10 protein-coding genes are annotated in these 13,469 nt (G+C 65.2%); 6 read left to right on the forward strand and 4 right to left on the reverse strand.

Features of this window, described 5'->3' with window-relative positions; all coding sequences use genetic code 11:
* Positions 1-43 precede the first annotated feature (43 nt).
* The 6 genes from BLV47_RS17005 to BLV47_RS17035 all read left to right on the forward strand — a co-directional run bounded on the left by BLV47_RS17005 (position 44) and on the right by BLV47_RS17035 (position 8,089).
* Positions 44-3,265 carry an efflux RND transporter permease subunit gene (locus BLV47_RS17005; protein WP_092315409.1) on the forward strand — a complete coding sequence of 1,074 codons (3,222 nt, stop codon included), beginning with the start codon at positions 44-46 and terminating at the stop codon, positions 3,263-3,265.
* The gene (locus tag BLV47_RS17010; RefSeq protein ID WP_092315411.1) at positions 3,255-4,421 is read left to right on the forward strand and encodes an efflux RND transporter periplasmic adaptor subunit; all 1,167 of its coding nucleotides are present in this window, start codon (positions 3,255-3,257) and stop codon (positions 4,419-4,421) included. The genes BLV47_RS17005 and BLV47_RS17010 overlap by 11 nt, the downstream gene beginning before the upstream one ends.
* Positions 4,405-5,826: an efflux transporter outer membrane subunit gene (locus BLV47_RS17015; protein ID WP_092315413.1), complete on the forward strand. Its 1,422-nt coding sequence runs from the start codon at positions 4,405-4,407 to the stop codon at positions 5,824-5,826. The genes BLV47_RS17010 and BLV47_RS17015 overlap by 17 nt, the downstream gene beginning before the upstream one ends.
* A gap of 129 nt (positions 5,827-5,955) precedes the next feature.
* A complete protein-coding gene (locus tag BLV47_RS17020; RefSeq protein WP_092315415.1) occupies positions 5,956-6,135 on the forward strand; it encodes a type II toxin-antitoxin system HicA family toxin in 180 nt (59 codons plus the stop codon).
* A 43-nt stretch (positions 6,136-6,178) separates the two neighbouring features.
* Positions 6,179-6,586, forward strand: coding sequence for a type II toxin-antitoxin system HicB family antitoxin (locus BLV47_RS17025; protein ID WP_092315417.1), 408 nt, complete (start codon positions 6,179-6,181; stop codon positions 6,584-6,586).
* 1,230 nt (positions 6,587-7,816) lie between these two features.
* The gene (locus tag BLV47_RS17035; protein WP_092315419.1) at positions 7,817-8,089 is read left to right on the forward strand and encodes a hypothetical protein; all 273 of its coding nucleotides are present in this window, start codon (positions 7,817-7,819) and stop codon (positions 8,087-8,089) included.
* 84 nt (positions 8,090-8,173) lie between these two features.
* Here BLV47_RS17035 and msrA read toward each other — a convergent pair whose 3' ends face one another.
* The 4 genes from msrA to BLV47_RS17055 form a co-directional block, all read right to left on the reverse strand.
* The gene (gene msrA, locus BLV47_RS17040; RefSeq protein WP_092317278.1) at positions 8,174-8,623 is read right to left on the reverse strand and encodes a peptide-methionine (S)-S-oxide reductase MsrA; all 450 of its coding nucleotides are present in this window, start codon (positions 8,621-8,623) and stop codon (positions 8,174-8,176) included.
* Positions 8,624-8,634: 11 nt separating this feature from the next.
* Positions 8,635-9,690 carry an ABC transporter substrate-binding protein gene (locus BLV47_RS17045; protein ID WP_092315421.1) on the reverse strand — a complete coding sequence of 352 codons (1,056 nt, stop codon included), beginning with the start codon at positions 9,688-9,690 and terminating at the stop codon, positions 8,635-8,637.
* A complete protein-coding gene (locus BLV47_RS17050) occupies positions 9,687-11,762 on the reverse strand; it encodes an ATP-binding cassette domain-containing protein (protein ID WP_092315423.1) in 2,076 nt (691 codons plus the stop codon). Before BLV47_RS17050 ends, BLV47_RS17045 begins: the two co-directional genes overlap by 4 nt.
* Positions 11,763-11,875: 113 nt before the next feature.
* On the reverse strand, positions 11,876-12,844 hold the full coding sequence (locus BLV47_RS17055; RefSeq protein ID WP_092315425.1) for an aliphatic sulfonate ABC transporter substrate-binding protein: 969 nt from the start codon (positions 12,842-12,844) through the stop codon (positions 11,876-11,878).
* Between the last annotated feature and the right edge of the window lie 625 nt (positions 12,845-13,469).

A 13,469-nucleotide genomic window follows, 5' to 3' on the forward strand; every position in this document is an offset into this window, starting at 1 on the left:
GGCTGCCGAGGTTTGCAATCCCACTCCCTCGGAGGTTTTCGGCATGCTCGGGCTGGTCAAGACCGCACTGCTCAAGCCCTACACGTTCATCGTGCTGGCGATATTTATCTGCATCATCGGGCCCCTGGCGGCCCTGCGTACCCCCACCGACGTGTTTCCCGATATCGGCATCCCGGTGGTGGCGGTGGTCTGGCAGTACAACGGCCTGTCGCCGGAGGCCATGGCCGGGCGGGTGATCTACACCTACGAGCGCTCCCTGAGCACCACGGTCAACGACATTGAGCACATCGAGTCGCAGTCGCTGCCGGGCATGGGCATCGTCAAGATCTTCTTCCAGCCCGGGGTCGATATCCGCACCGCCAACGCCCAGGTGACCGCGGTGTCGCAAACCGTGCTCAAGCAGATGCCACCGGGCATCACCCCGCCGCTGATCCTCAACTACAGTGCCTCGACAGTGCCGATCCTGCAGATGGCCTTTTCCAGCCCGACCCTGTCGGAAGCAAAGATCCGCGACCTGGTGCAGAACAACATTCGCCTGCCCCTGAGCTCGCTGCCGGGGCTGGCCATGCCTACGCCCATGGGCGGCAAGCAGCGGCAGATCACCCTCGACCTGGACCCGCAAGCCCTGGCCGCCAAGGGCCTGTCGGCCCAGGACGTGGGCAACGCCCTGGCGGCGCAGAACCAGATCATCCCGGTGGGCACCGCCAAGCTCGGCGGCAATGAATACACGGTGCTGCTGAACAACAGCCCGACCGCCATCGACGAGCTCAACGACCTGCCGATCAAGACCGTGGACGGTGCCTTGATCACCATCGGCCAGGTGGCCCACGTGCGTGACGGCTCGCCGCCGCAGACCAATATCGTGCGGGTCGACGGACGTCGCGCGGTGCTGATGCCAGCGCTGAAGAACGGCAATATTTCCACCCTGTCGATCGTCGACGGCATCCGCCAGATGCTGCCGCGGATCAATGAAACCCTGCCACCGGCGCTGAAGACCTCGCTGCTGGGCGATGCCTCGGTGTTCGTCAAGCAGTCGGTGGGCAGCGTAGCCCGGGAAGGCATCATCGCCGCCCTGCTGACCAGCGCGATGATCCTGCTGTTCCTCGGTAGCTGGCGCTCCACGTTGATCATCGCCGCCTCGATTCCCCTGGCGGTGCTCTCGGCCATTGCCCTGCTGGCGGCCAGCGGCCAGACCCTCAACGTCATGACCCTGGGCGGCCTGGCCCTGGCGGTGGGGATCCTGGTGGACGACGCCACGGTGACCATCGAGAACATCAACTGGCACCTGGAACAGGGCAAGGCGGTCAAGCAGGCGATCCTCGACGGCGCCCAGCAGATCGTCGGCCCGGCCTTCGTCTCGCTGCTGTGCATCTGCATCGTCTTCGTGCCGATGTTCCTGTTGCAGGGCATCGCCGGCTACCTGTTCCGGCCCATGGCCCTGGCGGTGATCTTCGCCATGGCCAGCTCGTTCATCCTCTCGCGGACCCTGGTGCCCACACTGGCCATGTACCTGCTCAAGCCCCATGCGCCAGAAGCAGGGCCCGGGCATCACCCGGAAGACGCCTTCATCAACCACCACGAAGGCGAACAGCACGCCCTGCCACGCGGCGCCCTGGTGCGCGGGCTGCTGGCCTTCCAGCAAGGTTTCGAGGCGCGTTTTTCCAACGTGCGCGACACCTACCATGGCCTGCTGCATCTGGCCCTGGGCCGGCGCAAGACCTTCATCCTCGGCTTTCTTGCTTGCGTGCTGGCCTCCTTCGCCCTGCTGCCGAGCCTGGGCCAGGACTTCTTCCCCGCCACCGATGCCGGGGCCCTGGCCCTGCACGTGCGCCTGCCCCTGGGCACGCGGATCGAGGAAAGCGCGGCAGCCTTCGACCGCATCGAAGCGCGGATTCGCGAGGTGATCCCGGCCGAGCAACTGGACAGCCTCATCGACAACATCGGCATCCCCTTGAGCGGCATCGACATGGCCTACAGCAACAGCGGCACCATCGGCCCCCAGGACGGCGACATCCAGGTCACCCTCAAACCCGGCCACGCCCCCAGCGTCGACTATGTGAAGAAGCTGCGCGAAGCACTGCCGGAAAGCTTCCCCGGCAGCCAGTTCGCCTTCCTGCCGGCGGACATCAGCAGCCAGATCCTCAACTTCGGCGCCCCGGCCCCCCTGGACGTGAAAATCTCCGGCCCCGACGCCGCGGCCAACCGCGCCTTCGCCCTGGAACTGCAACGGCGCCTGCAGCACGTGCCGGGCATCGCCGACCTGCGCCTGCAGCAATCCACCGGCTACCCGTCCTTGCAGGTCAAGGTCGACCGCCTGCGGGCCAACGGCCTGGGCATCACCGAGCGTGACGTGACCAACAGCATGGTGGCGTCCTTGGCCGGCAGCTCCCAGGTGGCGCCGACCTTCTGGCTCAACCCGAAGAACGGCGTGTCTTACTCCATCGTCGCCGCCACCCCGCAGTACCGCCTGGACAGCCTGCCGGCCCTGGAGGCGCTACCGGTCACTGGCAGCAATGGCCAGTCGCAGATCCTTGGCGGCCTGGCGGATATCTCCCGCGTAGAAAGCCCGGCGGTGGTCAGCCACTACAACATCCAGCCCACCCTGGACCTGTACGCCAACGTCCAGGGCCGCGACCTGGGCGCCGTGGCCCACGACATGCAAAAGGTCCTGGACGACGCCGCGGCCCTGCGGCCCAAGGGCGCCACGGTCAGCCTGCACGGGCAGATCGACGCCCTGCATGAAGCCTTCAGCGGCTTGAGCCTGGGCCTGCTGGGGGCGGTGGTGCTGATCTACCTGCTGATCGTGGTCAACTTCCAGTCCTGGGTCGATCCGTTCGTGATCATCACCGCGCTGCCCGCCGCCCTGGCCGGGATCGTCTGGATGCTGTTCCTGAGCGGCACTTCGCTGTCGGTGCCGGCGCTGACCGGGGCCATCCTGTGCATGGGGGTGGCCACCGCCAACTCGATCCTGGTGGTGAGCTTCTGCCGCGAGCGCCTGGCGGCCCACGGCGACGCCCTCAAGGCCGCCCTGGAAGCTGGCTACACGCGCTTTCGCCCGGTGTGCATGACCGCCCTGGCGATGATCATCGGCATGCTGCCCCTGGCCCTGTCCGAGGAACAGAACGCCCCCCTGGGCCGCGCGGTGATCGGCGGTCTGCTCCTCGCCACCGTCGCCACCCTGATCTTTGTCCCCGTGGTCTTCAGCCTGGTCCACGGCCGTCACTCCCAATCCGCTGTCGTTGGAGAAAACACCCATGTCGCCTGATCACACCCCATCGCGCAAACGCCTGATGCTGCTGGGCATCGGCAGTCTGAGCCTGGCCGCGCTGCTGGTGGCCAGCGGCCTGGCGGCGCGCACCCGGCATGAACGGGCCGTGGTCGCCTGGACCGAAACCGCCGCCGTGCCGCAGGTGCTGGTGTTCCAGCCGCAGCCCAACGTGCTGGGCGACAGCCTGCGCCTGCCGGCGCACCTGGAAGCCTGGAGCAAGGCGCCGATCCACGCCCGGGTCAGCGGCTACCTCAAGGACTGGAGCCAGGACATCGGCGCCAAGGTCGCCGCCGGACAAGTGCTGGCCCATATCGACAGCCCCGACCTGGACCAGCAAGTGGCCCAGGCCCGAGCGCGAATGATCCAGCAGCAGGCCAATGCACGGCTGGCCCAGACCACCGCCGAGCGCTGGCAGCACCTGCTGGCCAGCCACTCGGTGTCGCGCCAGGAGGCCGATGAAAAAAGCTCCAACGCCGCCGCGGCCAAGGCCAGCGCCGAGGCAGCCGCCGCCGACTACGCACGGCTCACGGCGCTGGAGGACTACAAGACCATTCGCGCACCGTTCGCCGGCACCCTCACCGCCCGTCACACCGACATCGGCCAGTTGATCAAGGCCGACAACGACAGCGACCCGGAACTGTTCGACCTGGCGGACACCCACAAGCTGCGGCTCTACGTGCCCATTCCGCAGAACTACGCCAGCGTCATCCGCCCCGGCCTGGTGGCCCAGTTGACCGTGCCCGAGCACCCCGGCCAGCACTTCAGCGCGCAACTGGTGGGCGACTCCACCGCCATCGACTCACGCTCCGGCACCCTGCTGGCGCAGTTCGTCGCCGCCAACCCCGACGGCGCGCTGATGCCCGGCGACTATGCCGAGGCGACCCTGGCCATCCCCGCCGACACCCACGGCGTGAGCATCCCCGCCAGCGCCCTGATCTTCCGCGCCCAGGGCACCCAGGTGGCAGTGATCGACAGCGCCAAGCGCGTGCACCTGCGCAGCATTCATATCGGCCTCGACCTCGGCGAGCGGCTGGTGATCGACCAGGGCCTGCAAGCCAGCGATCACGTCATCGACAACCCGCCGGACGCCCTGCGCGAAGGTGACCGGGTGCAACTGGCGGACGCCGGAGGTGAGCATGCGCCCAAGGCTTAAGCCCCTCGCCGCCCTATTGGTGCTGGCCCTGCACGGCTGCTCCCTGGCGCCCCACTACCAGGTGCCGGCCATCGACCTGCCGGCGCAGTATCGCGAACAGAGCAGCGACGGCCCCTGGCACCCGGCCGCCACGCCTCAGGTCATCGGCGAACAATGGTGGCTGCTGTACCAGGACCCGCGTCTGAACGACCTGCAACAACACCTGCTCCAGGCCAACCCGGATCTGGCGGCGGCCCTGGCCCACTACGACGGCGCCCAGGCCTACGCCAGCCAACTGCACGCCGGACTGTTCCCGCTGATCAGCGCCAGCGCCCAACCGTTGCGCCAGCGCCAGTCGGACAGCCGCCCGCTGCGCGGCAGCACGCAACCGTCGATCTACAACAGCAACACCGCCGGTTTCGCCCTGAGCTTCGACCTCGACCTCTGGGGCCGGATTCGCAATCAAGCCGCGGCCGGCGACGCCCAGGCCCAGGCTTCGGGTGATGATCTGGCGGCGGCGCGCCTGAGCTTGCAAAAACAACTGGCCATGCTCTATGTGCAACTCAATGGCCTGGATGCCCAGAGCCGGATTCTCAGCCGTTCCCTGGAGGATTACGCCCAAGCCCTGCAACTGACCCGCGACCGCTACCAGGGGCAGATCGCCTCGGAACTGGACCTGACCCGGGCCCAGAGCCAACTGGCCAGCGCCGAAGCGGAACTGGACGAAGTGCGCGCCCAGCGCAACCTCAGCGAACACGCCATCGGCGAACTGGTGGGCGAACCGGCCAGCCGCTTCAGCCTCGCGCCCTCGGAGCAACTGCTGAGCCTGCCGAGCATTCCCCAGCAACTGCCCAGCACCTTGCTGCAACGGCGCCCGGACATTGCCGCGGCCGAACGCCGGGTGTACGCCGCCAATGCCGGCATCGGCATCGCCCGCGCCGCCTGGTACCCGGATTTCAGCCTGACCGGCATGCTCGGCGGCCAGACCCAGGGCGTGGGCAACCTGCTGGCGGCGGGTAATCGCTATTGGGCCCTGGGGCCCTTGGTGAATCTGCCGATTTTTGACGGCGGCCGGCTGAGCGCCAATGAGCGCCAGGCCCATGCCGAGTTTGAAGAAGCCGCCGCGCATTACCGTGGGCAAGTGCTGCGAGCGGTGCGCGAGGTGGAGGACAACCTGGGGCAACTGCGGGATCTGCGCCAGGAGGCGCTGGATCAGCAGGCGGCGGTGAATGCTGCGTTGCACACCCAGGCCTTGGCCATGAACAGCTATCAGGCGGGTGCCGTCAGCTACCTGGATGTTGTGACAGCGCAGACTGCGGCGCTCCAGGCTCAGCGAGGGTTGCAGGCGCTGCAGACGCGGGAGTTGCAGGCCAGTGTGGGGTTGGTGGTCGCGTTGGGTGGAGGAGAGTCAGCGGCAAGTTTGTAGCGGCAAGCGGCAAGCAAAAAGCTTGAGGTTTGCCGCCTCGCCCTATGCGTCGCCAACCGTTGCTGATAGTGTTGAGCGCCAAAAAAGTAGTTATCATACCCACCGCCACGACAGGGAGTTGAAAGCGATGTGAACAGCCGGCAACTCATCGCCCAGATCGAAGCAGATGGTTGGTATCTGGTCAGGGTCAAGGGCAGTCACCACCACTTCAAACACCCAACCAAGCCAGGCCTGGTCACCATTCCCCATCCCAAAAAAGATCTACTGGCCAAAACGGTAAGCAGCATATTGAAACAAGCCCGGCTCTAACCACCCAGGCTCGACGCTCCCAGGTCCGAAGGAGGATCAGTCCATGCTCTATCCCATTGCCATTCTCCCCGGTGACGACCAACACGCCTGGGGTGTGGAAGTACCCGATATTCCTGGCTGCTTCTCCGCCGGTGACGACCTCGACGACGCCATGGCCATGGCCCGCGAAGCCATCGAAGGCCACCTGGAATTACTGGCAGAAGAAGGCGCAGCCATTCCCACCGCCCGCACAGTGACCCTCCATGCCACCAATCCCCAGTATCAAGGCTGCACTTGGGCCGTGATTGATATCGACATCACCCGCTACATGGGCAAGGCGGAAAAACTCAACATCACGCTGCCGGGCTATTTGCTGAATCGAATTGATGAATATGTGAAACATCATCCGGAACAGAAAAGCCGATCGGGCTTTTTGGCTCAGGCTGCGTTGAGGGTGTTGCAGGGCGGTTGAGGGCTTTGCACTTGCTCTCACTCCCACTTCAGGAGCCCGGAACGAGGTGCCGGAAACCGGAGCAGGAACCCTTTGGTTATGTTGGGCTGGACCGGCATTCCAGCTTTGCCAAAGTGATTCGCCCTTACCGCGAGTTCTGGGTACATATCCGTTGCTGCGGGTGTGGCGGCTGGCGGTTCCGCTTTTACAGCGGCTCACTTTTGAAAAGCGCAAAAGTAAGCAAAACGCTCTGCCCCTCCACTCGGTGCCTCGCTTAGGCTCGGCATGCCCTCACTCCGGCATTGATCCGTGGGCCGCCGCCACAGGCCATCCATGGCCTGGGGCGGCTAACCCGGCATCCCTGCCGGGTTACCCACGGATCAATGCCTGCGTTCGGCCATCGTGGTTAACGGGGCGCTCAGATCAAAATCAAAAGCAAGATCAAAATCTGACGGCGGCCTGCCGGCCGGCCTGTTTCATTGACGTTCGCGTTACATGTAGCCGGCATGCGCACCTTGGCTTTGGCTTTTGATCTTGATCTTGATCTTCAGGCCCCTTCCCAGCCGGCCGAGCGTAGGCGTTGCGTAGGGGGCAGCTCGGCATGGATGCCGAGCTAGCCGCCCCAGGCCATGGATGGCCGGTTGGCGGCGGGCCCCCGGAGCAATGCCGAAGCGAGGGAACCCCGAGCCCCAGCGAGGGGGCCATGGAGGGGCAAGCGTTTTTTGGTTCCTTTTTTTGGCGTTTAAAAAAAAGGGACTCGCCGTAAGGGCGAAACCCTAAGTGGCCGTTACCGCAGGAATGGATATGTACCCCATCCCCCCGCTGTAAAAGCGGAACCGCCAGCCGCAGCAACGGATATGTACCCCGTCCCCCGCCATAAAGGCAAAACCGCCAGCCGCCACACCCGCAGCAACGGATATGCCCCCCACCAAAACCAGCCACCAACACCACGAAACAAGCGCTCAAACATCTCCCCAACCACCCTGTTGCAGCGCTATGACGTCGCTCGTACAGTCCCCACTCGCAACCCAATCCGCGAGCGACCTTGGCCGGTCGAATATAGGAACGCATCGACTATCAAACCATCATTGCAGTCGCTTTTTGCGCCAGCGATCGAGGGACATGACGGTGATGCGCGGAACACCTTCTGGTGCACTGCTGTCCCGTCTCCGGCCAGTCTTTCCGCGTACTACCGCCCTACTCCTCCCAATCAGCGAAAAAGGTGACTGCTCTGAAAAAGGAGCCGTACCTATGACTGACCATCACCTCCCCCGCTTCACCCCCATCGACACCCACGACACCGAACACCCGGTGTTCTACCTCGATACCCAAGCCCCCTTGAGCGACCTGGCCAGCAACGCCGCCCATCGTTTCACCGTGGTCCGCGACCTGATGGACAGCCTGTCCAGCCTGAAACTGAAAGACATCAGCGATTGCGATCTGACCCGCATCACCCGTGGTGTACACCTGCTCACCCGAGAAGGTTGCGCGTTGCTGGAAGTGATTCAGTGGCGGGTGGCGTAGGAGCCAGCTTGCCGGCGAAGGCGGTCTTACGGGCCCCTTCGCTGGCAAGCCAGCTCCTACAAAAGCCGGCGCACCTACTGGCGATCAGATGTGGCAAGTACTCAGGCCGTTCTTCTCCAGGTAACGCTGGTGCGCTTCATCCGCCAGGTCGAAGCGGCCCAGGGGCACGATGACCGTGGCCACGGGTTTGTTGAGTCGACCGGAGGCTTGCAAGGCGGTCTTGGCCGCCCTCGCCTGTTCGGCTTGCGCGGCGTTGGTGTGGAAGATCGCCGAACGATATTTCACTCCGCCATGCTCGCCCTGGCGATCCACCGAGGTGGGATCGTGCAGGCCCCAGAAGTGTTCGATCAGACGGGCATAGGTCAGTACCTGCGGGTCGAAATCCACCTGCACTACCTCGATCTGCAACGCCTCGTCCCCCGCTTCCACGGCGTAGCCGACACGGCTGTCGATGACCCCCGGCAGCGCCCGGAACGCGGCTTCCGCGCCCCAGAAGCAGCCGGCGCCAAAGGTCGCCTGTTCGAGGCTGCTCACCGGCGCCCCACTCATTGCGCCACTCCCACTTTTTCACCGCTGGCGCCCAGCCAGCCATTGACGATCTGCGGGTGCGCTGCGACCCATTCCTTGGCCGCCTGCGCCGCCGGTTGCTGGTCCTTTTCGATTTTGAGGATCAGGTCATTCAAGGCCTGGGGTTCGATGCTGAAGTTCTCCAGGAACGCGGCGATCCGTGGTGCGCGTTTTTGCAGAGCGGTGGACGCCAGGACGTAGACCCGGGCATCCGGGTAGGCGCAGGTGATCTTGCTCTTGCTCAGCCAGTCGGCATCCACCGTCGGGCTGATGAATTTCCAGCAGCCGTCGGCCTTGTACAGTGGGTCGCCCTTCTTGTTGTCCTGGGCGTAGCCGTCGAACGCCGGTTCATCCAGTCGGCGCAGGTCGAAGGCGGAGAAGATCCAGTCCGGGGTGTAGGCGTAGAACACCACGCCGCGCTGGGCCTTGTAGGCGGCGGCGAGCTTGGCGTAGGTCACCGAGGCTTCGGTGGACACCGATTCGAATTTGTCGGCAAAGCCAAAATCCTTGGCCTTGATCTGGCCGATGTAGGTCGACTCCCAGCCCGCCGGGCCCACCAGCAGTTGCGCCTTGCCGCCGCCCAGGGGTTCGAAGAGTTTCGCCACCTCGGGCTTTTGCAGGTCGTAGACCGACTTCACACCGTATTTGTCTTGCAGGTAGCCGGGGATGTAGAAGCCTTGCACCCCCAGGTACGGCTGCTTGTTGGGCACCAGGGAACGGGTGCCGCCGGTGACGTATTTGGCCCAGGCGGCGGACTGGTTAGGCAGCCAGATGTCGGTGAGCACGTCCACCGAGCCATCGCCCTTGGCCGCGGCGGCGAACAGCACCGGTACGTCACCGGCAAGGTAGGAAACGTCGCCGTCGAGGCGAGTCTTGATCACTTCGCCAAGGATATTCTGGATGGCGATGGCGCCGGTCCAGTTCTGCTCGCCAATGACGATCTTGTCCTTGGCCAGCACCGGCAGGGACAAACCCAACAGCAGCGCGGCGGCGCCAAGGGTACGAGTAAACGACTTGTTCAAGGGACACCTCATGATTGCTGTAAAGTGCGATCCCGCTGGCGCAGGGTCGCTTGAATGATTCGATCGGGAATCAGCGCGCAGAACACGATCGCCGCCCCGGCCAACATGCCCTCGCCGCCCTTGATGTTGCGCAGCGCGGTCATCACGTCGTAGCCCAGGCCACCGGCGCCGATCAGCGCCGCCACCACCACCATCGACAGGCTCATCACCAGGGTCTGGTTGATCCCCAGCAGCAAGGAACCCGCGGCCAGGGGCAGTTCGACCTTGGTCAGGATCTGCCACGGCGTGGCGCCGTGGGCCAGGGCCGCTTCGACGGCGGTCTTGGGCACTTCCTGGATCCCCAGGGCGGTGAGACGGATCATCGGCGCCAGGGCGAAGATCACCGTGGCGATCACCGCTGGGGTCTTGCCCACCGAGAAGAACGCCACCGCCGGGATCAGGTACACGAAGGTCGGCAGGGTCTGCATCACGTCCAGCAAGGGGGTGATCAGGCGCCGGGCCAGGGCGCGCTTGGCCAGGAGGATGCCGGCCGGCACGCCGATCAACAGCGAGATCAGCACCGAGGAGCCCACCAGGGCCAGGGTGGCGATGGTCCGCTCCCAGAAGCCGAACAGGCCGATGTAGAGCAAGGCCGCGGCGCTGGTCAGGGCCAGGGCGGCGCCGGCGCTGCGCCAGGCCAGCAGCACCAGGGCCAAGGCCGGCACCGGCCAAGGCAGCCAGCCCAGCAGGCTTTCGGTGCTGTCGATCACTGTGCGCACGGCGACTATCACGCCGACGAAGGTGCTTTCGAAGGTGACCTGGGACCAGCCGATCAACTGGTCGATGGCCGCCGCGGTGCCCAGCAGCACTTGGCGGTCGGCGGGAAATTGCAGCCAGGGGCCAGAGGCATCGACGGCCAGGACCCGCCACAGCACCAGGGCCTGGGACAGCAGCAACACCAGCCACGGCAGGCGCCAGTCGGAACGCCCCAGGCGGCTGGGGCGACGGGCCAGGGTCACACTCAACAGGCGGCTGAGCAGCAAGCCGATGAGCGCCAAGGCGGCCCAGGCGAAACTGGCCGTGACCAGCCCCTGCCCCAAGGCTGCGGCGGCGCCCAGCTCCAGGGCAAAACCCAGCCAGTACAACCCGCCGCGACCGCTGGCGGCCAGGGCCGCGGGCCCCAGCAGCAGGGCCTGGGCCGAGGACAGCCCGGGACTGACCGGCACCGGGCTCGTCGCGCTCTTGTGCGGGGCGATCGCCGCCACCGCAGGCGCGGCGCTGCGGGCACCGTGTTCCTGGAAGAAGTCCGCCACTTCGGCATCCGCTGGCTGCTCCAGCAGTTCGGCGGGGGTGCCCAGTTGGATCAGCTGGCCGTGGCGCAGCACGGCAATGCGGTCCGCCAGGCGCAGGGCTTCGGCCGGGTCGTGGGTCACCAGCAAGGTGGTGATGCCGCGCTCGCGCACCACCCGCAGGAAGTGGCTTTGCAGGTCGCGGCGAATGGTCGGGTCCAGAGCGCTGAAGGGTTCATCCATCAGCAGGATGTCCGGCTCGCTGACCAGGGCCCGGGCCAGCCCGACCCGCTGCTGCATGCCGCCGGACAGTTCATGGGGATAGTGCTCGCCCCAGCCTTCCAGGCCCATGGCCCGCAGTTGCACATCGGCCGCGGCGTGGCGCAGGGCCTCGGGTTCGCCGCGCAGTTCCAGGGGCAAGGCGACGTTGTCGCGCACGCTGCGATGGGGCAGCAGGCCGAAGTGCTGGAACACCATGCCAATGCGCCGGGAACGCAGGGTACGCAGTTCCTGGGCCGAAAGCTGGCTGATGGCGGCGCCGTCGATCAGCACCTCGCCGCTGCTGGGCTCGACCAGCCGGTTGATATGCCGCAGCAAGGTGGACTTGCCGCTGCCGGAAGTGCCCATCAGGCACAGCACTTCGCCGCGGCGCACCTTGAGGCTGACCTGCTCAACCGCAGGCGGCGCCGACTGGCCGCGGCGGCGGGCGTAGTGCTTGGTCAGGTGGCGCAATTCCAGCACCACGTCGGCGTTATCCGCGGGCGGGCTGATTGAGGCTGGGACGGCAAAGGCCTCTTGGGGGTGAACGGCAGACACGGGAACTCCTGACGCCGGGCGCGGGATGGCGTAGCCGGCGCTGAACAAGAAAAAAAGGGGGACCTGTTCGCCGGCAAGCCGGCTCCTACAGGCGAACGCGATCTAACGGCCAATTACAAGGATTGCGGACTCCACAACTGCACCGCTCGGGCATCCACCGGCTTGGGCAAGAGCTTTTCCTGGTAGAAGGCATCGGCGATTTTCTGCTGCTCGCCCAGGGCGTCAGGCTTGACCACTTCGACCTGGTAGGTGCGGCGGCTGTTGGCCAGCTCCACCGTCGGCACGTCCAGGTTGCCCCACAGCGGGCCCAGCAACTTCGCCGCCTCCGCCGGGTGCGCCTTGACCCAGGTGCCGGTCTTCTGCAGCTCGGCGAACACTTGCTTCAGCACCTCGGGATGAGCCTTGGCGTAGTCATTGGAAGCCAGGTAGTAACGGCGATAACTGGCCAGCCCCTGGCCGTCGTGCAGCACCCGCGCGCCCTGCTGGCGCTGGGCGCTGGCGACGAAGGGTTCCCAGGTGACCCAGGCATCGACCTTGGCGGTTTCCAGCGCCGCGCGGCCATCGGCCGGGGTCAGGTACACCGGCTGGATATCGGCAAAGCTCAAGCCCGCTTCGCGCAAGGCGGCGATCAGCAGGTAGTGACTGCCGGCGGCCTTGGTCACGGCGATGCGCTTGCCCTTGAGGTCAGCCAGGGATTTGAGCGGCGAATCCTTGGGGATGACGATGGACTGAGCGGCGGGCGACGGGGTTTCCGTGGCGAAATAGGTGAGCTTGGCCCCGGCGGCCTGGGCGAACACCGGCACCGTGTCGGCAACGTCCGCGCTGATGTCGACATTGCCCACGTTCAGCGATTCCGCCAATGGCAGGCCACTGGTGAACTCATGCCAGGTGATGTTGACGCCCTGCCCCGCCAGCTGTTTTTCCAGGGTGCCCTGGGCCTTGAGCAGCGCCAGCAGGGTCGAGGATTTCTGGTAGCCGATGCGCAGGTTGGTGTCGGCCTGGGCATTGAGGGCCATGCCCAGCGCCAGACCGGCCAGGGCGGTGATCGACAGGCTACGACGCAAAGCAAAGGGCAGGCGCATGGGGGCGGACCTTCTGGGAGACAGGAAAGTCGCTAAAAGCTAATCGATCTAATAAATCTAAAATAAATACTTTTTAGGAATTAGCTTAGGTTCGAGGGATGGGTTGAAAGTCGCGGAGGGTGAGATCGCACGAAAACAAGCAGGCTGATTCATCACCGCGACTGCGCGGGCCAGCGCAGCCTCCTGGGCCTGGCGGCGACAGCAGGTCGTCCACCTGATGCAGCGAAGCGCTAATCATCACACCTTGGCGAGCCACCGAATGTCGTTTGGCGTAAACAGAAATAGCGACTCTTTTTCAGTGTTGCCGGGGCCACGGAGCAAGGAAGGACCGCTTGGTTGACCTCGATCGACAGCTGCTCGCCCTGTGTTCCTTCAGGCAATGTCAGGTCGCACTGGTGATTACCGTACCCAGGTGACCAGCTGATATCGCGAACCACGCGGTTGTCCATTTTCAGGACCAAGGGGCTTTGCGTGAGCGACGTACAGGCTTTCAAATCAGGGTGGGAAACACTGATTTGCACGCGGTCGTCGCTGCCGTATTGGGGAAAAAAGGGGATAAAGAATATCGCGAAGATCAGCCCTGAATGATTACGCCTCACGGACACGGACAACGGGTTGGGTCCGC

Source organism: Pseudomonas saponiphila (genome assembly GCF_900105185.1).
GTDB classification, from domain to species: domain Bacteria; phylum Pseudomonadota; class Gammaproteobacteria; order Pseudomonadales; family Pseudomonadaceae; genus Aquipseudomonas; species Aquipseudomonas saponiphila.